Raw genomic sequence first — 20303 nt, forward strand, 5'->3', positions numbered from 1 at the left:
GTTTACGGCCATTTTGGCAGGACTCCCTGCGGTTTTCGATCCACCTCAGGCAGGAGTTTTCGGCAAACAAACAGCGGTTAGCTAAAAGTTGCCCGCTTTTCTTCCCGAGATAGCTGCGATTTTTGGTAGATTATTCTTAACTAGCAATACTCAATCGGGCGAATCCGCTTACAAAAAAACGATCAGCAGTTTTTTCTGAGTTGTTGCCAGGCATAGCCGGACTTTCTAGGCGAAATAGACCAAAAAAACTGTTGACCTAACCTTCAGCTTTTATGAGTAAACCTTCAACACAACACAAAAGCCCAGGAACAGCCTACGTATGGTTGCCAATCTTACTCTTGGTTTCGGTCCTATACTCCCAAGCTACAGCCCAGGTAGATACGCTAGGGCTCCGGAATGGAAACGTACTTCACGGGGAAATCAAAAGCATGGACAGGGGAGTCTTGAAGATGGAGACCGATTATAGCGACGAAGACTTCAAAATCGAATGGGAGAAGATTGCCTTCATCCAGACGACCACACAGTTCATCATCATGAGTAAGAACAAAAACCGGTTTGTAGGCACCCTGCTGAGTCCGGATTCGGCCAGGGTGCATGTGGTAAGCAACCGCGATACCCTTGCCACGCTTCCCTACGAGGAAGTTATTTACTTGAACTCCCTGAAACCCAAATTCCTGGATCGGCTGTCTGCGTCCATCGGTTTGTCGTATAATTTCACCCGCGCCAATGACCTCCGGCAGTTTAATGTGCGAAGTACACTAGGGTACCGCGCAAAAAAATGGTCGGTGACAGGAAGCTACAATGACCTGCGTTCCTTTCAGGAGGGTTCCACGCCCATACGTCGGCTAAATGCCGATACTCGGGTCAGTTATTTCCTAAAGAAGAATTGGTTTGGTTTGGCCGCCATAAACTTGCTATCCAATACAGAGCAGTTGATTGAGCTTCGGACCGTAAGTAAACTAGGTTTAGGAAAATACATCGTTCGAACAAATCGTGCTTATTGGGGATTTACCGGCGGTATCTCGTTCAACAACGAAGTATTTTCCCTGCCCGGAAGCAACCCAAGAAACAGGAGCGGAGAAGGATTTATTGGATCGGAGCTAAACCTATATGGGTTAGATGACCTAAGCTTGATTTCCCATGTCGTGGCGTATCCCAGCCTGACGGAGAGCGGACGATGGCGGATCGACTATTCATTTGACGTCAAATACGATCTGCCTTTGAACCTGTATTTTGGGCTGGGATTCACGGTGAATTTTGACAACCGACCCAGAGAAAATGCCAGCAGGTCCGATTACGTTTTTCAAACTTCCTTCGGCTGGAAGCTTTAGGAGGGAAGGAAAGGCTGTTCCCCGGTTCCTTTTTGAAAAAAAGACGGTAAAACTGACCCGATTCCGGGTGGATGTTCATCTGGGATATTCTCCGTTAATCGATTCAATAGGGGCTTCGGACATTTTTTTGCTTGGTTTGAAAAATTAATTGTACTAATTAGGAAAGATTTAAAAGGTCAAATTGTCTAAAAAGCGATGGCGCCAAGTAGGTAACTCAGTAGGAGAAGTGGTAATGAAAAGAAGTAAAATGAAAGGAGTCGGAATCGTTTTTTTCCTATCCGCATGCAGTGTTATTTGTTCATGTAGTGAAAAAGAAAAGTCGGTTACCGGTACAGCGGCGATCAAGGAATTTCCGGTGATTCAGGTGGTGGCAAAAGATACGATCCTTCACCGTGATTACGTAGCAGATATCAAAGCCATACAAAACGTGGAATTAAGAGCACGGGTGGAGGGTTTTCTCGAACGGGTATTTGTAGACGAAGGCAAGGAAGTAAAAAAGGGTCAGATCCTCTTTAAAACCAACGATCAGGAATACAAAGCGGACCTGGCCAAAGCGAAGGCAAATTTGGAAAGCGCCAAAGCAGAGGCGAAGGTGATGGAATTTGAAGTGGAGCGGCTAAAAATCATGGTGGACAATAACGTGATTTCGGAGTCCGAGTTGAACCTGACGCGTGCCAAGTACGATGCGGTGATGGCCAAGATAGAGGAAGCCAAATCGGCAGAGGCCAATGCGGCGGTGCAGCTATCCTACACCGAAATCCGCGCCCCTTTCGATGGCACCACGGACAGGATTCCGTTACGAATGGGGAGTTTGATCGATCAGGGAAGTTTGCTGACCACGGTATCCGATGTGAGTTCGGTTCACGTGTATTTCAATGTTTCGGAACGCGAATACCTCGAATACATCAAGTCCAAGGACGAAACAGCGGAGAATAACGTGGTGGAGTTGGTGTTGGCGGATGGTTCTCCCTATCCGTTTAAGGGGATGATCGAAACCATGGAAGGCGAGTTTAACGCGAATACCGGTTCCATAGCCTTTCGGGCCCGCTTTCCCAATCCGAACAAGATTTTAAAGCACGGTTCTACCGGGAAGATTATTTTAACAAACCGCATACGGAACGCCATTATCATTCCGCAGAAAGCGGTGTTCGAGATTCAGGACCGAAGTTTTGTGTACGTGGTGGACGACAATAACCAGGTAGAAATGAGAAGTTTTGTACCGCGGGCACGGTTTTCCCATTATTATATTGTGGAATCCGGATTGGAGGCCGGCGAACGCCTGGTGTTTGAAGGCATTCAAAACATCAAAAATGGGATGACCATCCAGCCTAAAATAATGGCTTCGGATGAGGAAGCAGGCGAACCCGTACAGGACGAAAATGGCCTGGCCGAAGTAGTACACACCCCTTAAGCGAAAACCGTCATGTTCAAGTTATTTATCAAGCGGCCGGTTTTATCCCTGGTCATTTCTCTTTTTTTCGTGCTGCTGGGACTCTTGTCTTTCTTTACCCTGCCCGTAGAATTGTTTCCGGACATTGCCCCTCCCTCGGTGGCCATCAATGCCAAATACCGGGGAGCAAATGCCGAAGTATGCGCCAGAACGGTAGCAACGCCATTGGAAAAGGTGATTAACGGGGTGCCAGGAATGACCTATATGACATCTGTTAGCAGTAATCGGGGCACAACGGTCATTAAGGTGTATTTTGAAGCGGGGACCGATCCGGACTTGGCAGCGGTGGAGGTACAAAACCGAATCTCCACGGTGGTCAACGAATTGCCGGAAGAGGTGGTGAAGGCGGGCGTGACGGTGGAAAAACAGGTGGAAGGTCTGTTGATGTACATCAACGTAGCCAGCGAAGACACGTCGCTTGACGAAGCCTTTATTTACAATTTTACCGATCTGAATGTATTGCAGGAATTGCGTCGGGTAGATGGGGTAGGCTTTGCTGAAATCATGAGTACCAAGGACTATTCCATGCGGGTTTGGCTCAAACCAGACCGCATGACTGCGTACAAGGTATCTACCGACGATGTGGTGGAGGCGATTCGAAATCAGAACGTAGAAGCAGCTCCCGGGCAATTGGGCATTAGTTCCGGTAAGGACATGCAGATGCTGCAATACGTATTGAAATACACCGGAAAGTTTTACGAACCCAAGCAATACGAAAACCTGGTCATCCGGGCCAATCCCGATGGCTCCATCCTTCGGCTGAAGGACATTGCCGATATTGAGTTTGGGAACCTGAACTATGGCCGGATTTCCAAGCTGGACGGAAGACCAGCGGCCTCCATCATGGTGATCCAGCGCCCTGGATCAAATGCCAGCGAAGTGATCGCCAATGTCAAAAAGAAAATGGAGTCGATTAAGGATGGAACCTTTCCCTCTGGAATGGACTACAAAATCTCCTACGACGTGTCGCGCTTTCTGAACGCTTCGATTCAAGAGGTATTGGTGACCCTGGTAGAAGCCTTTATTTTGGTATTTATCGTGGTTTTTATTTTCCTCCAGGATTTTCGATCCACGCTTATTCCTACCCTGGCGGTACCAGTAGCCCTGATAGGCACCTTGTTTTTCATGCAGTGGCTGGGATTTTCCATCAATCTGCTGACCTTATTTGCCCTTGTTTTGGCCATCGGTATCGTGGTCGACAATGCCATCGTGGTCGTAGAAGCGGTGCATGCGAAAATGGAAAAAGAGGGCTTGGCTCCTCGCGCAGCGACCTTCGCTGCCATGAAGGAGATTAGCGGGGCCATTATTGCTATCACCATGGTGATGTCGGCGGTATTTATCCCGGTGGCCTTCATGTCTGGCCCGGTGGGGATCTTCTACCGGCAGTTTTCCCTGACCCTGGCTTTTGCGATTTTTATCTCAGGAATCAATGCCTTGACACTGACCCCGGCGCTCTGTGCCATACTCCTGCAAAATCACTACGGTAAGGAAAAGAAACATACACTGTTACAGCGGTTCTTTGACTGGTTTAACCGTACGTATACCTTTTTCGAGGGGAAATACTACCAGTACATCCTGTACATCGTTCCGCGGCGGGGAGTGACCACGCTAATCCTGGTGTTTTTCTTTGCAGCGACCTGGGGTATCAGTAAAATACTGCCCACCGGCTTTATCCCCACGGAGGATCAAAGCATGGTCTACGTCAACGTAACAACTCCCGTGGGTGCCACCGTGGAACGAACCGAAAAGGTACTTGATGAACTGGTTTCGAAACTGGAAGGCAACGAAGCGGTGGAATCGGTCTCCAGTTTGGCAGGCTATTCCCTGGGTAACGGCCTTTCCGGCGCTTCCTACGGGATGGCCATGGTCAACCTGAAATCCTGGGATGAACGTAAAGATTTGCCCATACAAGAGACACTTGATCAATTCAGGGGCTTGTCGGAAGGCGTGTCCGATGCAAAAATCGATTTCTTTTTGCCACCAACAGTTTCGGGCTTTGGCAATTCCAGCGGATTTCAAATGAAGGTGCTCGATCAGACGGGAACGGGAAACCTGGACCGTCTCGCAACGATTACCAATGAATTGATCGAAGAACTTGAAGCAGCTCCGGAAATCAGCAATGCATTTACGGATTTTGACCCAACATTCCCCCAGTTTGTCGTACATATTGATCAAGACATGGCGGCTAAAAATGGCGTTACCATCGCCAAGGCGCTCAGCACCATGCAGGTATTGCTGGGAGGGATGTACGTGTCGGATTTTGTCCGTTTTGAGCAGATGTACGATGTGATGCTTCAGGCTGGGCCTCAGTACCGAGCCAGACCGGAAGACGTCATGAATTTGCAAGTGAAGAATAATGTAGGGGAGATGGTGCCTATTTCCTCCTTTCTTACGATGGAAAAAGCCTACGGTCCCGAACAGCTCACCCGCTTTAATATGTACAATTCGTCCACTGTTAAGGGAGCGGCTGCTCCGGGTTACAGTAGCGGGGACGTCATTGCGGCGATCGAACGAATAGCGGCGGAAAAATTGCCTCAAGGCTATGGACACGACTGGTACGGCATGTCCCGGGAAGAGGTAGGATCTGGAAACCAGGCCATCGTTATTTTCCTGATCTGTTTGTTGTTCGTGTACTTGATCCTGTCTGCCCAATACGAGAGCTTTTTGCTTCCCCTGCCAGTGATCCTCTCCCTTCCCGTTGGGGTGTTTGGCGCCTTTTTCGCCTTGTATGTGCTCGGATTGCAAAACAACATTTACGCACAGGTAGCACTGATCATGCTGATCGGGCTATTGGGCAAAAACGCCATTTTGATTGTAGAGTTTGCCATACAAAAAAGAGAAGCCGGGCATACGGTAGTACAGGCGGCGGTAGAGGGAGCGGTCACCCGACTTCGGCCCATTTTAATGACCTCTTTTGCTTTTATCGCAGGGCTGCTTCCCCTGGCGATGGCGACGGGTGCCGGGGCCTTGGGCAACCGATCCATTGGTACGGCAGCCGCCGGAGGGATGTTGATCGGAACCATCTTCGGCTTGATCATTATTCCCGGACTTTACGTGATCTTTGCTCATTTTACCTTTAAAACAAGTGATCCCGAACCCGAAACAGCCCTGAAAGAAGAAGCGCCTTCGGTATCCTTTTCGAATAATTGAACCACGCACGATTCATGTTTTTTTCCAATAAGTCATTCTTACTTCAGCTGTTAGCGGCAGTCGCATTGACTGTGACGTATTCCTGCAAGAGCATCGAAGTTCCGGTGTTGCCCGAAATGGAACCAGTGCCCGAAACGTTTCTGGATATAGCGGATTCCTCCAGCATTGGAGACATTTCCTGGGAGGCCTTTTTCAATGACCCCAACCTGGTACAGTTGATAGAAGCGGGTTTGGAAAATAACCTGGACCTGCGGATGGCACTCGAGCGCATCGAGATTGCCCGGACCCAGTTTCGGATCAGCAAGGGAGCCATTTACCCGACCATGGACGGTATTGTGCGGTACCGCTCGGGAGACATTCGCCCCAACCTGTTGGGCGGCACCATCAATGGTGACCGAAATGTGGTTAACCGCCTGGAAAATAATTTTATAGGGTTTCAAAGTACCTGGGAGATTGACGTATGGGGCAAGCTTCGGGACCGGAAAGAAGCCTCTTTTGAGCAATTTCTGGCAACCGAAAATGGACGGCATGTGGTGGTGACCAATATGGTGGCTGAAATAGCCAAGTTGTATTACGAACTACTGGGCATGGATATCGAATTGGAAACCATTGAACGAAACATTGAATTTCAGGAAATGGCGCTGGAGCTGATAAAGATCCAGAAAATGGCCGGTCGTGCCACAGAGCTGGCGGTACAGCAGTTTTCTGCCCAATTGCTCTCCACGAAAAGTCTTGCGATCGAAAAGCGACAGGAAATTATCGAAACGGAAAACAACCTGAATTTTATTCTGGGCCGGTTTCCAGCGCCCATTCCCCGGGCGTCCTCCTTGCTGGAAATCAAGTTGCCCTACGCGATGGATGTGGGGCTGCCTTCCGATATGTTATTACGTCGGCCCGATATTCAGCAAGCGGAGCACGAACTACGTGCAGCAAATTACAACGTGGAGGCAGCACGAAAGGAATTTTTGCCTTCGTTTAGTTTTACGCCCTATGTGGGGCTAAACGACCGCAGTCTTCCGGCAGCATTCGAAATGCCCGGCGGGCTGACGATCGGCCTTTTGGGTGGACTGACGGCTCCGATATTTGCCCAAAACAGGATTCAGGCAGGCTTTGACCGGGAAATAGCCTCTAACAAAATAGCCTTGTACAATTACCAGCAACGAATCCTGGACGGATACCGGGAAGTGATGAATCAGCTGCAACGCATCGAAAACCTCCGTACCGTGTACAGCCTCCGGGATGAAGAAACCGCCGTGCTCTTGAACGCGGTCTCTACTTCTAACGAGCTGTTTCGTGGAGGATACGCCACCTATCTGGAGGTCATTACGGCGCAGTCCCGGGTTTTGGAGGCGGAATTGAGTAAAACCAACACCCGTATCGAGATGTTTCTCACGGTGGTGGATTTGTACCGGGCGTTGGGCGGCGGTTGGAAATAGGAAATTTTCTTTTTCCCCATTCCCGGGCTTCGTATTTTTGGGCCCTATGATGAACTGGGAAAAACTTTTACTACCGGAGGGCTTTCAAGCCGCAGCTGCCGGGCGGCAACGCAGCCAATTTGAAAAAGACTACGACCGGATCATTTTTTCTGCACCTTTCCGCAACCTGCAGGATAAGACCCAGGTATTTCCCTTGCCGGAGCAGGATTTTGTGCATACGCGCCTGACGCATAGCCTGGAAGTTTCCAGCGTGGGACGCTCCTTAGGAAAATCTGCTGGCACCTTTCTGCTGGAAAAATACCCCGCATTGAAAAACACCCAGTTGCAATCGTTTGACATTGGGGGCATTGTAGCCGCTGCGGCACTGGCTCATGATATTGGAAACCCTCCCTTTGGTCATGCTGGAGAGGAAGCCATCTCCGATTTTTTCCGGTTTCATCCTACCGGTCAGCGTTGGCGGGAAGAATGTTCGGACCAGGAGTGGGAGGACCTGACGAGTTTTGAAGGAAATGCCCAGGGGTTTCGGATGCTACTGGATCGAAAAAACGGGATTAACATTTCTTTACCCACCCTTGCAGCATTTACCAAATACCCCAGGCCTTCCTGGGCTTCGGCTGCTGACCAAAAACGCCGCAGTCAGAAGAAATTCGGGTTTTTCACCAACAACCTATCCGATTACCGTACGCTGACGGATAGGATGGCCATTCCCCAGCTAGCCGAAAACTGCTGGATGCGGCATCCATTGGCCTTTCTGGTGGAAGCAGCAGACGACATCTGCTACAACATCATCGATTTGGAAGACGGATGTACGATGGGATTGGTTTCGCAGGAAAAGACCATTTCCTTACTCGCTGCCATTATTGGCGACAGGTTTTCTCCGCAGAAGTTGGAGAAATACCCGGGAAACCGTCAGAAGCTAGCCATTTTACGGGCCATGGCCATCAATCAACTCATAGAAGAGACCGATCGGGTGTTTCGGGATAGTGAGCCGCTGCTGCTTACGGGCGCCTTTGATCAGGCATTGACCGATCGCATTCCTTCGGCGGCGGCGCTGGAAGAAATAAGCAGTTTGTCCATTCAGAAAATTTACCGTTCGCAGCCGGTCCTGGAAAAGGAAGCGGCCGGATACCAGGTTTTGGAGGGATTGCTGGAAACATTTGGCACCGCCTTGTACCACCACCACTTCTGTAAGGAACGATTCTCCGGCCAAAACAGAAGCATTCTCCGCCTGCTTCCGGAGGAGTTGGCCCTGTTGTCGAGCCAGTCTGCTTATCCATTGCTTCGGGGCTTGTTGGATTTCGTCTCTGGCATGACCGATAAATACGCGCTTTCCTTGTACCGGCGGGTGAAAGGAATTTCCCTTCCGAATACCTGAGCGGGATAGCCGTATTTTTTCCGGAGCGGGTAGTCGTTTTGCGTTTTTTATTCACGATAGGTGAGAACCCGATCAGACCGTCCACTGGTATCGGTTTGGCGGAAGCCTATTAGCAGAAAAGTCAAGTGCATTTTTTTACGGGCAAACAACTTTTTTATTTGGATGGAGTAATCGCTCCCGGCTAACTGACGGATCGCTAACTAATTTGTGGATAAACTAGTGGATAAACTACCGAAAACAGGTTTAAGAGCGAGGGTATCCGGTAATGATGGGATTTAGATACCGAAGAGCGTGAGCACCAATTTTCTGGTGCCGCCGTGTTCCCGGAATTCTCCGAGATAAATTCCCTGCCAGGTTCCGAGATTAAGTTTTCCCCCGGAAACGGGAATTTGTACGGAAACACCGAAAATACTTGCTTTCAGGTGCGCAGGCATGTCATCTGGGCCTTCATAGGTGTGGATAAAGTGTGGATAATTCTCCGGGATCAGGTCATTGGCAAACGTCTCAAAGTCTTGACGAACAGTGGGGTCGGCATTTTCATTGATGGTCAATCCGGCGGAGGTATGTTTGATCCATACCTGCAGCATACCCGCATTGATTTTGGCCAGCTCGGGAAAGTTATCCACAATATTCCGGGTGATGAGATGAAATCCCCGATTAAAGGCAGGCAATTGCATTTCTTTTTGGAAAATTTTCATCGTTTTTTTTCAATTGGTGGAATCTCAAATATAAAACATTTAAGAATACCCATTAATTCTTTATCTTTAAAGACGAAGTGAATCCTCAACCTAAATAAAACGTACGCATGAAACAGTTCTTTTCAACAATTTGCCTGGCGCTGGTTCTTGGACTAAGCCTGCCAGCCATGGGGCAGCAGTCGGTCCGTCTGCTTAGCCTGGAGGATGCCCAGCGCATATCGGATGCTGCTGAGGCCCGTGCCCGGCAGGACAATTGGAATGTCGTCATTGCTATTCTGGACGCCGGTGGACACCTGTTAGCCCTGCGCAGGATGGATGGTACCCAAATTGGGAGTGTGGACGTAGCGCTCCAAAAGGCAGGTACCGCAGTTAAGTTTAAAAGACCCACCAAAGTGTTTGAAGATGGGGTCAAGGCCGGGAACGTACACTTCCTTAGTCTGGGCATAGCCGCCGTGGAGGGGGGGCTGCCCATCCGGGATGGAGACCATGTGATCGGTTCCATTGGTGTGAGTGGCGTGACTTCCGCTCAAGATGGCATTATCGCCGCGGCCGGAGTAGAGGCATTTTAATCCTACGTGTACCAACGATGGACCGGGAATTCGTTTCCGGTCCCTTTTTATTTTATGCAGAAAGAAAAACTACTTCCTTCCAAGTTGCCCTACGTTGGGACGACCATATTTACCGTGATGTCCGGGTTGGCTACCCGGGAGGGGGCCCACAATTTGTCTCAGGGGTTCCCGAGTTTTGACTGCTCTCCCCGGCTAAGCGAATTGGTAAGCCATTACGTAAAAAACGGTTACAATCAATACGCCCCAATGAGCGGAGTGCCGGCTTTTAGGGAAAGCCTGGCCGAAAAAACCAGCCGCGTGTACGGGGTCGATTACGATCCCGAAACCGAGGTCACCATCACCTCGGGTGCTACCGAGGCTATTTTTTGCGCCGTCACAGCGGTGGTGTATCCGGGCGATGAAGTCATTGTATTGGAGCCAGCTTACGACAGCTACGTTCCGGCCATCGATTTGAACGGAGGCGTTGCCGTGTACGTCACCCTGGATTCGCCGGAGTTTAAAATCGATTGGCAACGGGTAAAGGAGAGGATTTCACCGAAAACCAAAGCCATCATGGTCAATACGCCCCACAATCCGGTAGGGACTGTTTTTAGCAAAGAGGACCTGAATGCGTTGGCGGACCTGGTACGCGATACGGATATTTACATTATCAGCGATGAGGTATACGAACACATCGTCTTTGACGGGGCGGTGCACCATTCCATGATGACGCACCCGGTATTGCAGGAACGGACCTTTGTCTGCGGCTCTCTTGGAAAGACCTACCATACCACCGGATGGAAAATTGGCTACTGCCTGGCGCCAAAAGCCCTCTCAAAGGAATTTCGACGAATTCATCAGTACATCACCTTTAGTACCGTTACGCCCATGCAGTATGCGCTGGCTGATTTTCTAAAATTGCCAGAGCATTACGAGCAGTTGGGGGCTTTTTACCAACGGAAACGGGATCGGTTCAACGAGGCCTTGAAAGCCTCCCGGTTTAGGTTCACCCCATCCAAGGGAAGTTTTTTTCAAATCGTTTCGTACCGAGCGATTACGGACGAATACGATTACGATCTGGCAATCCGCCTGACAAAAGAAATCAAAGTTGCCTCGGTGCCCGTTTCCGTGTTTTACGCAGATAAAAAAGACGACAAATTACTTCGGTTTTGTTTTGCCAAAGACGATGAGATACTGGATAAGGCCGGAGAGATACTTTCCAAACTTTAACGATTGATTGCATGCTCAAATTAGGTTTTGTAAGCGCCATTTTGGCGGAAAATAGTTTTGAAGAAGTCATTGATTTTGCTGCGGCAGCCGATTTTTCCTGCGTGGAAATCATGTGTTGGCCTAAAGGAAAGGCTGAAAGGCGCTACGCCGGGGTCACGCATATCGATGTGGCGGCCCTGGACGAATCGCAAATCGACCACTTGCGGACCTACCAGCGGGAAAAGGGCGTTTTTGTATCCGGACTCGGCTATTATCCCAACCCATTGGATCCGGATGATCGCAAAGCGGAAGCAGCGCTTTCGCATATTCTGGCGGTGATCGACGGGGCGGAAAAGCTGGGAATCCCCGTGGTAAACACCTTTGTTGGTCGGAATCCATCGCTTACGATCGAGGATAATCTGAAACTATTTGCCGAACGGTTTCCTGCGGTCGTTCGTCATGCTTCCAAAAAAGGTATTCGCATTGGGATTGAAAATTGTCCCATGTTTTTCACAAACGATGAATGGCCCGGTGGGAAAAACCTGGCTATATCTCCTGCCGTTTGGGAGAAAATGTTTACCCATATTCCCGATCCGAATTTCGGATTGAATTACGATCCGTCCCATTTGGTGTGGATGCAAATGGATCCCGTTCAGCCGATTTACGAGTTCCGGGAGCGCTTGCATCACATTCACTTAAAGGATGTCAAACTCTATCCGGAGAAACTTAATCGCGTCGGCATTCTGGCGAATCCATTGGAGTATCATTCTCCCAAAATCCCAGGTCTGGGAGATGTTCCCTGGGGAAGGTTTTTTGCAGCGTTGACCGACGTGGGTTATCGGGGGCCTTGTTGCATTGAGGTGGAAGACAAGGCGTACGAAAAATCCCGCGAAGACATGCGAATGGCTATCTTAACGGCAAGGAATTACCTCCGGCAATACATCCCGATCGAGTAATTAAATGGTGAGTATGCGTGGGTTTGCCTCATCGATTGTCTCTCGGGTCCACTCCTTTTCGTCCTGATCCAGTTTTTCTTTCTCGTTTTCCTGACCGTTTGCGGGGCTCAGTTCAAACCGGGCGTACATGGGAAAATGGTCGGAAGAGATCGAGGGAAGGCGTTTGATTTGTTTTAATACGAAATGCCTGGAAAGAAATATGTGGTCCAATGGCCACCGGAGCATCGGGTGTTTTGCGTGGAAGGTGTTAAAAAATCCCCTACCCTTTCGGGGGTCTAGCAGGCCGCTGATCTTTTGGAAAAGCCGGGTAGTGCGGGACCAGGCCACGTCGTTGAGGTCACCAAAGACCAAAACCGGCAGTTCCGCGTTTTTCACGTTTTTCCCGACGATCAGTAATTCCGCATCCCGTGGTACAGAAGTGTCGCTTTCACTGGGACTTGGGGGTTCCGGATGCAGGCAATGAATTTGGACTTTTTTCCCGGAGGGAAGGACTGCTTCCGCGTGAATCGAAGGAATGTCGGCTTTTACCAGGTAGTGTACCTTTACGTTTTCCAGGGCCAGGTTGGCATACAAATGCATGCCATATTGATTGTCCAGCGGGATTTTGACCTGTTGGGGATATTCGGGTTGCAAAACCTCCAGCTGCTTTTCCCACCAGGCATCTGACTCCAGGGTTAAAACAAGGTTGGGTTCGTAGCGACGAACCAGTGAGATCAGCTTATCCGCCTCCCGGTTCGGCGTATATACATTACTAACCAGGAGGGAAATTTCGTCTTTGGTAGCTTGCTTGGTACTGCTCTGAACCTCTTTACCTGAAAAAACGGTGTAAGGGAAGATTTTTCGCGCCTGAAAGAAAAAACTGGCGACGACTCCGGAGAGTAAGAGTAAGTTCCAGAGATCGGTGTTCAGGTAGGGAATGAAAAACAGGACCAGGGTAACAAATGCGAGGAATAGCAATTGCAATCGAGGGAAGTCAAACATGCGTACCGACCAGTGTCCCAGTTTTAGTTTGCTGGCAAACACGGCCACCATACCAAAGGCGGCGAGGAAGATTCTGATAAGACTCAGGGCTAGTTCCATGTTCAAAAGTAGTTTAACTAATCCGGTGGCGAGAACTTTATTTTCAAATAAAACACAATATATACGAAAGAGGTAGATTTATTTCTAATTTTAAGCAAGAAATCAACGAAAAAATCCGATGACTTTTTTGAAAGCTTTTTTCAGGCGGGAGTTCGAAGCCCGCGGCCTGGACATGTCCAACGAACCGTTTATTCAGGCGCTTGAAATTGTCTTGCATACAAACAAATCGCTGTTTCTCACCGGAAGGGCAGGTACCGGAAAGACCACATTTTTGCATACGCTGCGGCGGATCAACACCAGCAAAAACACAGTAGTGGTAGCACCTACCGGGGTAGCTGCCATTAATGCCAAGGGAAAAACCATCCACAGTTTTTTTAAGATTGACCCAAGACAGCTGTTTTTACCGGGGGACCCCCGGTTACAGCCAAAAGCCAGCGGCTCCAGTGGGTCAATTTTCGATACTTTTCGGTATTCCAAGAGCCGGCTCAGCCTCATCAAAAACCTGGACCTACTCGTCATCGATGAAATATCCATGGTACGAGTAGAATTACTAGACGTGCTGGATCAGGTGCTGCGCCTGTTCCGAAGGAAAAGGCATCTGCCCTTCGGTGGCGTTCAGTTGCTCCTGATAGGGGATCCGTTCCAACTACCTCCGGTGGTTAGGGAAAACGATTGGTCCCTGCTTTCTTCTCATTACGAGACGCGTTTTTTTTTCAGTTCGCATGCGTTTCAACAGTTGCAGCCCTACCACATCTCCCTGAAAAAAATCTACCGACAGAAGGACGAGGTTTTCAAGGATTTGCTGAACCGGATTCGGGAAAGCCGGCATACCTACGAAGACATTGCATTCTTAAACCAACGGGCCGCGGCGTACCGGTTCGACCTACTTGACGAGGGTTACATCATGTTGGGTACCCACAACCACTCCATTCGCCAAATCAATCAACAAAAGCTGGACATGCTAGAAACGGAAGAGCGCCTGTATTCGGCAAGTCTGGAAGGGGATTTTCCGCCGACCATGGCCCCTTTTGATCCCATCGACCTTACACTCAAAGTGGGGGCGCAGGTGATTTTCATGAAAAACAACCCGGAGAAAAAGTACTTCAACGGGATGATCGGGAAGGTGGTCGAAATGGAGGAAAACAAAGTCACGGTAGAAAACAACGAGGGGGCCCTACTGGAAGTGGAGCGGGAAGTCTGGGAACACGTGGATTTTACCTTTGATGAAAAAGAGGGCAGGGTTCACGCGGAGGTGATCGGCAAGTTTACCCAGTTTCCGCTGAAGCTTGCCTGGGCCATTACGGTTCACAAAAGCCAGGGACTTACCTTTGACAAATGCATCGTTGACATCGGACGCTCCTTTGAAGCCGGACAAGTTTATGTAGCCCTCAGCCGTTGTACCAGCCTGGAGGGACTGGTGTTACGGGCTCCTATTGGTATGCAGAGTGTAAAAGTAAGTCAGGACAGCTTGAATTTTAGCTTGCAGCGGCAGGAGGAGTCGCAGATTGAAGAAGAGTTGAAAGAGCAACGGGCCTTTGCTTCCCTCCCCTTTGCCTTTGATGCCTACAGAAAGGGAGATCTTTCGACAGCAAACGCCATTTTCCAGGAAGTACAACGGATTCATGATATCACCGTGTATGCGAAATGGAAGCAATTTCAACAACTTAGACCCTGGCTAGACCTGCGTCAAACGCAAAAAAAGTCGTCCTAATTCCCTGACGCTAAGCAGGTCGGATAAAAATTTTTTCCAAAACCTCTTGTTAAATACATTTTAAATATATAAATTTGTATTTGACAGCAATAAAAATGTTTTTAGATATTTTTAAAAAGGAGGGGCTTTGGAACGGTTTAAACAGCGAAAAAAGTTTTTGGTAGGCATATTGTTATTCGAAATAGGGTTGGTTTTTTTTAACCCAGGCGAAGGCTTGGCGCAATTGGCCTGCGAGGGCACGCTGCCAGTTAATTTTGGCAGACCCTGGGTTCGGCCGGCCGACAACTGGGATGGGTACGTTTTTCAATTGGATACGGCGTACCGGCCACAAAATGACTGGAACAGGGATTTCAGGGGACTTTCCGGCGCTAACCGCAAATACAAAGGCTATTTGCTACGCGATGGAACGCACTTTTTGTCTACCGCAAGTCTTGCTTTTGATACGCAGTTTTCGGACTATAGCGTGGATGGTTTCAGCAGGGACCTTGATTTTTTTCCAACGGGCACGGATCAAACTACACCTGGAGGCTGTGACACGCAGCTTTCCTATTTTGGCGTAATTCTGCGTAGCAGAAAGACGATCTCTGAGCCCGGAATTTACCGGGTACGCGTGGGAAGCGACGACGGTTCCTTTTTTCGCATGTTTGAAAATGGAACGGTTTCGGATCTGACTCCCGACGTCAATGGAGATCCGGTGACACATGACAACTGGTACAAGGACGGCAGCGACGGCTTGTACAATTTTGTCTATTCCCAAAACATCCGGAATTACTACATTCCCTTTGAGGGAGGCGAATCCGTGTGGATGGACCTGCATTATTACGAGAAAGAGGGGAACAACCGGCTAAGTTTTGATTTTGAATTGTATTTTGGTCCGGGAGAGATTGCCAATCCCGGGAATGCAGCCGGAGTGCGGTCGTATTGCGGCATCGCGCCTGATCCGGAGGCGTTTGAATCGCTGGGTCCGGCCGTATTTGCCGAAGGATCTGAGCCAACCTATCAATGGGAATACACGACTATTGCCAACCCGACGGAATCCGATTGGATTCCCATACCGGGCGCCACGGGTCTTACCTACGACATCCCCCAATACGATGTATCTACTCCAGCCAATGCCTGGACAGGTACCCGGTATTTTCGCCGGAGGGCAGAGAACGAGGTGATTGATGGTGAGGGAAATACACAGGTGAACACCTTTGCCTCCAATGTACTGGAGGTAACCATCGACACAATCGCTGATTTGGATCAGGAGGAATACGGTATCAATGAATGGATCGGACACATTTATTCCGGCATCAAAAATTACGATTCTCAGGACTACCTGGGCCGAATGACGGAAAATGCGGTATTCGTACAGGACTTTGATTTCAATGGCTTACCCTCCTCTCCGGTTACATTCACGCCCGATTACGGTTGTCCTTTTCTGACCGATCGGTTTTCGGTGCGGTACAAGATGCGGTTGGACGTAGAACCGGGGACGTTGAATTTCGCTGTGCGGGCGGACGATGGGTTTCGGTTAAGTTTGGATGGTGGTCTGACCTGGATGCTATCCGGGCAGTGGGAATCCGGCGGAAGCACGGCCATGGAATACACTGCGCAAGTTGATATTCTGGCAGGCATCGACCAGTTGGAAATGGTACTGGAATACTACGAGAATACCGGGGCGAATACCCTTGATTTTGAGTACGAATTCGTGAGTTTGGTTTTGCCTTTGCACTGGGGTCGGTTTGAAGGCAACGCTTGCGGACAAAGTAACTGCCTAACATGGGAAACCCTGCAGGAAAAGAACACCAGTCATTTTATCATTGAGCGTTCGGCTGACGGTGCTGACTGGACGGCGCTGGAAGAAACGGTCCCCTCCAGGGGCAACTCGAATGGACGTGTGCAGTACCGGGCGACGGATACTGCGTTTGCGTCCGAGTGGACGTATTACCGAATCAAGCAGGTGGATAACGATGGCGCATTTGGGTATTCCGAGGTGATTCGCGTGGCCAATAGCCCGGAAAGCGAAATTATCCGTCCATTTCCGAATCCCACGGTAGATTTTATACATGTCGGGCTGCCCGGAGAAGTGTACCAGGTGACGTTGAGCAGCAAAGATCAGCGGATTCACCAGGGTGCACCGTTGATGGAACGCACCGAAGAGGGCTACGTCATCGACATGCGCATGTATCCAGGAGGCATGTATTTTCTGACCTTTCAGACCGATACTGGCGCAAAGACCTTCAAAGTAATCAAACGGTAGGTCGATATCGGGAACGGATTTTATCCGAACATTTTGTCATTTGTGGGGTTGGGTTGGTATCTTTGCAAGTTATGGGAGCAAGCAGTACCGAGAACACTTCTACACTGGAGAATCTAGATCCGAAGTCCTTTATCATCATAAAAAATGCCCGGGTTAATAACCTCAAAAGCCTGAGTCTGGCCATCCCAAGAAACAAGCTGGTGGTGGTCACTGGGCTATCTGGCTCCGGAAAATCCTCCCTGGCGTTCGATACGCTTTTTGCAGAAGGGCAGCGCATGTATGTAGAGAGCCTAAGCTCTTATGCGCGGCAGTTTTTGGGCCGCATGGAAAAACCGGAAGTTGAGTACATCAAGGGGGTATCTCCGGCGATTGCGATTCAGCAAAGCGTAAACACCAAAAACCCCCGGTCCACTGTGGGTACCACCACCGAAATATACGATTACCTGAAATTGCTGTTTAGTAGAATCGGGAAAACCTATTCTCCCGTCAGTGGTGAGGAGGTAAAACACCACACAGTCACCGATGTGGTGGATTACATCCATTCCTTTGCGGAAGGTACGCGTGTACTAATCAGTTGCCCGCTACACCTGGTATTTGGGAGGGACACGGGAAAAGAGTTGGAAATCCTACTCCAGAAAGGGTTCACCCGGGTGCTGATTGATGGAGAAGCTTTTTTCGTGGAAGAATTGCTGGAAAAGGAGGCCTTACCCGAGGGGGCGTACGAAATCCTCATAGACCGGATATCCGTCTATCTGGACGACGAAGACAACCAATTCCGGATAGCGGATAGCGTGCAGACCGCATTCTTTGAGGGACACGGCAGTTGTGTGGTGATGGTTCCCGAACAGGGGCGAAGGACTTTCAGCGATAAGTTTGAGTTGGATGGCATTCGATTTGAGTTGCCCTCGGTTAATTTTTTCAGTTTTAATAACCCTTACGGTGCTTGCCGGACCTGTGAGGGGTTTGGCTCGGTGCTCGGAATCGACCCAGATTTGGTCATTCCGGACAAGAGCCTGTCGGTTTTTGAGGGAGCGATTGCTCCCTGGAGGGGCGAGACGACCAAAAAGTGGGTACAACCGCTTTTAAAAAACGGGATTAAATTTGATTTCCCGATTCATCGGCCTTACGAAGATTTAGGCGAAAGGGATAAGGCGCTTTTATGGACCGGAAATTCTTATTTTCAAGGGTTAAACGATTTTTTTACCTTCATCGAAAGTAAGCTGCACAAAATCCAGTACCGGGTAATGCTGTCCAGATTCAGAGGACGGACCACCTGCCCGGACTGCAAAGGTACCCGCATACGCAAGGATGCTTCGTATGTAAAAATCAGCGGTAAGTCCATTACTGATCTGGTTTTGCTGCCCATAGACAAGTGTCTGGCATTTTTTGACGAGCTGAAATTGGACGAGAGCGATCAACAGGTAGCACAGCGCCTGCTGAAAGAAATTTCGAACCGGCTTCATTACCTGGATCAGGTAGGTCTGGGATACCTTACGCTAAACCGGTTAACCGGATCGCTTTCCGGCGGTGAATACCAGCGAATCAAGCTGGCCACTTCGCTGGGCAGTGCGCTAGTTGGGTCGATGTACATTCTGGATGAGCCCAGCATAGGGTTGCATCCCAGGGACACAGAACGCCTCATTGCTGTACTAAAGTCGCTTCGGGATTTGGGCAATACCGTGATTGTGGTGGAGCACGAAGAGAAAATCATTCGTGCAGCCGATCAGGTAATTGATATCGGTCCGGATGCCGGTGTGCATGGGGGCGAATTGGTTTTTCAGGGCAATTTGGACGAACTGTTGGCCGCCGGAAACACCCACACTTCCCGCTACATCAGTGGTCTGGAATCCATCAGTCACAAGACGGAAAACAGAAGATGGAAGGAATATATTTTAATCCGGGGTGCGAGGGAAAACAACCTGAATAACATCACCGTAAAGGTCCCGCTTGGGGTATTGACCGTAGTAACCGGGGTTAGTGGTTCTGGAAAGTCCACATTGGTGAAAAAAGTGCTGTATCCTGCTTTGGGAAAAATCCTGGGGACGGTATCGGACGAATCGGGTAAGTTTGAAAAACTGGAGGGCGATTTTCGAAAGATAACCCGGGTGGAGTTTGTCGACCAGAATCCCATTGGGAAATCTTCCCGGTCCAATCCGGTGACCTATGTAAAAGCATACGACGGTATCCGGGCCTTGTTTGCGGATCTGCCGCTTTCCCGCCAACGAGGTTACAAACCAGCGTTTTTTAGTTTTAACGTAGATGGAGGTAGGTGTGAAGCCTGTCAGGGAGAAGGGACACAAAAGATTGAGATGCAGTTCATGGCGGATATCTACCTGACCTGTGAGTCCTGTAAGGGAAAACGTTTCAAAAATGAGATCCTGGATGTGACTTACCAGGAAAAAAACATAGCGGATGTATTGGCGATGAGCATCGACGAAGCCATGGATTTTTTTGAAGGGAAAACCGCCATCATTCAGAAATTGCAACCCCTGCAGGAAGTGGGCTTGGGTTACATCGGTCTGGGGCAATCTTCCAATACCCTTAGCGGGGGCGAGGCACAACGCGTAAAGTTAGCCTCCTTTTTAGGAAAGGGGGAAACGAAGGCCAAAGATCGTATCTTATTTATTTTTGATGAGCCCACCACTGGGCTTCATTTTCACGACATCAAAAAGCTGTTGCATTCGATTAATGCGTTAATTGATCAGGGACATACGGTATTGATCATCGAGCACAATACTGAAGTGATCATGGCTGCGGATTGGGTGATTGACCTGGGTCCGGAAGGTGGAGACAAAGGCGGAACGGTCACCTTTGAGGGCGTACCCGAAAAATTGATGCAGGAAATTGAAAATCATACCGGACGGTATTTGTCCCAACTGAATAAGGAATCCCCGGTATAAATTCGGTCTTGGTTTATTTTCAGACGTTTTCGATTCCCTGACTACTGCCCTACTGCAGGATTGCTTTTTTTCCGCAGCAGTGATTCAACCAGTAGGTTGGCAACGACTTTCAAATCCCAACGGTACTAGCGTGCCTCCCGATCCGGGGCTGCTTTTTGCCGAGAGATTTTTTGTGCGTATTCCTACACTGTTTTAACCGGGTGCGGCAACTATC

Annotated in this window: 13 protein-coding genes; 11 read left to right on the forward strand and 2 right to left on the reverse strand. The window is 49.4% G+C overall.

The features are described from left to right. Positions 1-272 precede the first annotated feature (272 nt). The 5 genes from BMW71_RS06285 (at position 273) to dgt (ending at position 8742) form a co-directional block, all read left to right on the forward strand. A complete protein-coding gene (locus tag BMW71_RS06285) occupies positions 273-1331 on the forward strand; it encodes a DUF481 domain-containing protein (protein ID WP_092171040.1) in 1059 nt (352 codons plus the stop codon). Positions 1332-1578: 247 nt separating this feature from the next. Then, positions 1579-2742 carry an efflux RND transporter periplasmic adaptor subunit gene (locus BMW71_RS06295; RefSeq protein WP_244891099.1) on the forward strand — a complete coding sequence of 388 codons (1164 nt, stop codon included), beginning with the start codon at positions 1579-1581 and terminating at the stop codon, positions 2740-2742. Positions 2743-2754: 12 nt separating this feature from the next. Next, complete coding sequence (locus BMW71_RS06300; protein ID WP_092171044.1) at positions 2755-5931, forward strand: efflux RND transporter permease subunit; 3177 nt, start codon at positions 2755-2757, stop codon at positions 5929-5931. Between the two features lie 14 nt (positions 5932-5945). Next, the gene (locus BMW71_RS06305; RefSeq protein WP_092171046.1) at positions 5946-7367 is read left to right on the forward strand and encodes a TolC family protein; all 1422 of its coding nucleotides are present in this window, start codon (positions 5946-5948) and stop codon (positions 7365-7367) included. A 46-nt stretch (positions 7368-7413) separates the two neighbouring features. Next, on the forward strand, positions 7414-8742 hold the full coding sequence (gene dgt / locus BMW71_RS06310; protein ID WP_092171048.1) for a dGTP triphosphohydrolase: 1329 nt from the start codon (positions 7414-7416) through the stop codon (positions 8740-8742). Between the two features lie 275 nt (positions 8743-9017). Here the strand turns inward: dgt and BMW71_RS06315 are convergent, their stop codons facing one another. After that, complete coding sequence (locus BMW71_RS06315) at positions 9018-9440, reverse strand: secondary thiamine-phosphate synthase enzyme YjbQ (RefSeq protein ID WP_092171050.1); 423 nt, start codon at positions 9438-9440, stop codon at positions 9018-9020. A 107-nt stretch (positions 9441-9547) separates the two neighbouring features. Here BMW71_RS06315 and BMW71_RS06320 point away from each other — a divergent pair, with 107 nt between their 5' ends. The 3 genes from BMW71_RS06320 to BMW71_RS06330 are packed head-to-tail and all read left to right on the forward strand — an operon-like array spanning position 9548 to position 12153. After that, on the forward strand, positions 9548-10009 hold the full coding sequence (locus BMW71_RS06320; protein ID WP_092171052.1) for a GlcG/HbpS family heme-binding protein: 462 nt from the start codon (positions 9548-9550) through the stop codon (positions 10007-10009). A gap of 54 nt (positions 10010-10063) precedes the next feature. After that, positions 10064-11218, forward strand: a complete 1155-nt coding sequence (locus BMW71_RS06325) for a methionine aminotransferase (protein WP_092171054.1) — start codon at positions 10064-10066, stop codon at positions 11216-11218. Positions 11219-11229: 11 nt separating this feature from the next. Then, positions 11230-12153, forward strand: coding sequence for a sugar phosphate isomerase/epimerase family protein (locus BMW71_RS06330; protein ID WP_092171056.1), 924 nt, complete (start codon positions 11230-11232; stop codon positions 12151-12153). On the opposite strand, the gene BMW71_RS06335 is transcribed toward BMW71_RS06330, so the two are convergent. After that, the gene (locus tag BMW71_RS06335; protein ID WP_092171058.1) at positions 12154-13233 is read right to left on the reverse strand and encodes an endonuclease/exonuclease/phosphatase family protein; all 1080 of its coding nucleotides are present in this window, start codon (positions 13231-13233) and stop codon (positions 12154-12156) included. Between the two features lie 118 nt (positions 13234-13351). Between BMW71_RS06335 and BMW71_RS06340 the strand changes: the two genes are divergently transcribed. The 3 genes from BMW71_RS06340 (at position 13352) to uvrA (ending at position 20089) form a co-directional block, all read left to right on the forward strand. Further along, positions 13352-14944, forward strand: coding sequence for an ATP-dependent DNA helicase (locus BMW71_RS06340; RefSeq protein ID WP_092171060.1), 1593 nt, complete (start codon positions 13352-13354; stop codon positions 14942-14944). Positions 14945-15071: 127 nt separating this feature from the next. Further along, entirely contained in the window at positions 15072-17189 is a 2118-nt protein-coding gene (locus BMW71_RS06345) for a hypothetical protein (protein WP_092171062.1), read from the forward strand. A 71-nt stretch (positions 17190-17260) separates the two neighbouring features. Beyond that, positions 17261-20089 carry an excinuclease ABC subunit UvrA gene (uvrA, locus tag BMW71_RS06350; protein WP_092171064.1) on the forward strand — a complete coding sequence of 943 codons (2829 nt, stop codon included), beginning with the start codon at positions 17261-17263 and terminating at the stop codon, positions 20087-20089. The last annotated feature ends 214 nt before the right edge of the window (positions 20090-20303 follow it).

It is taken from the genome of Cyclobacterium xiamenense (assembly GCF_900109255.1).
GTDB lineage: Bacteria > Bacteroidota > Bacteroidia > Cytophagales > Cyclobacteriaceae > Cyclobacterium > Cyclobacterium xiamenense.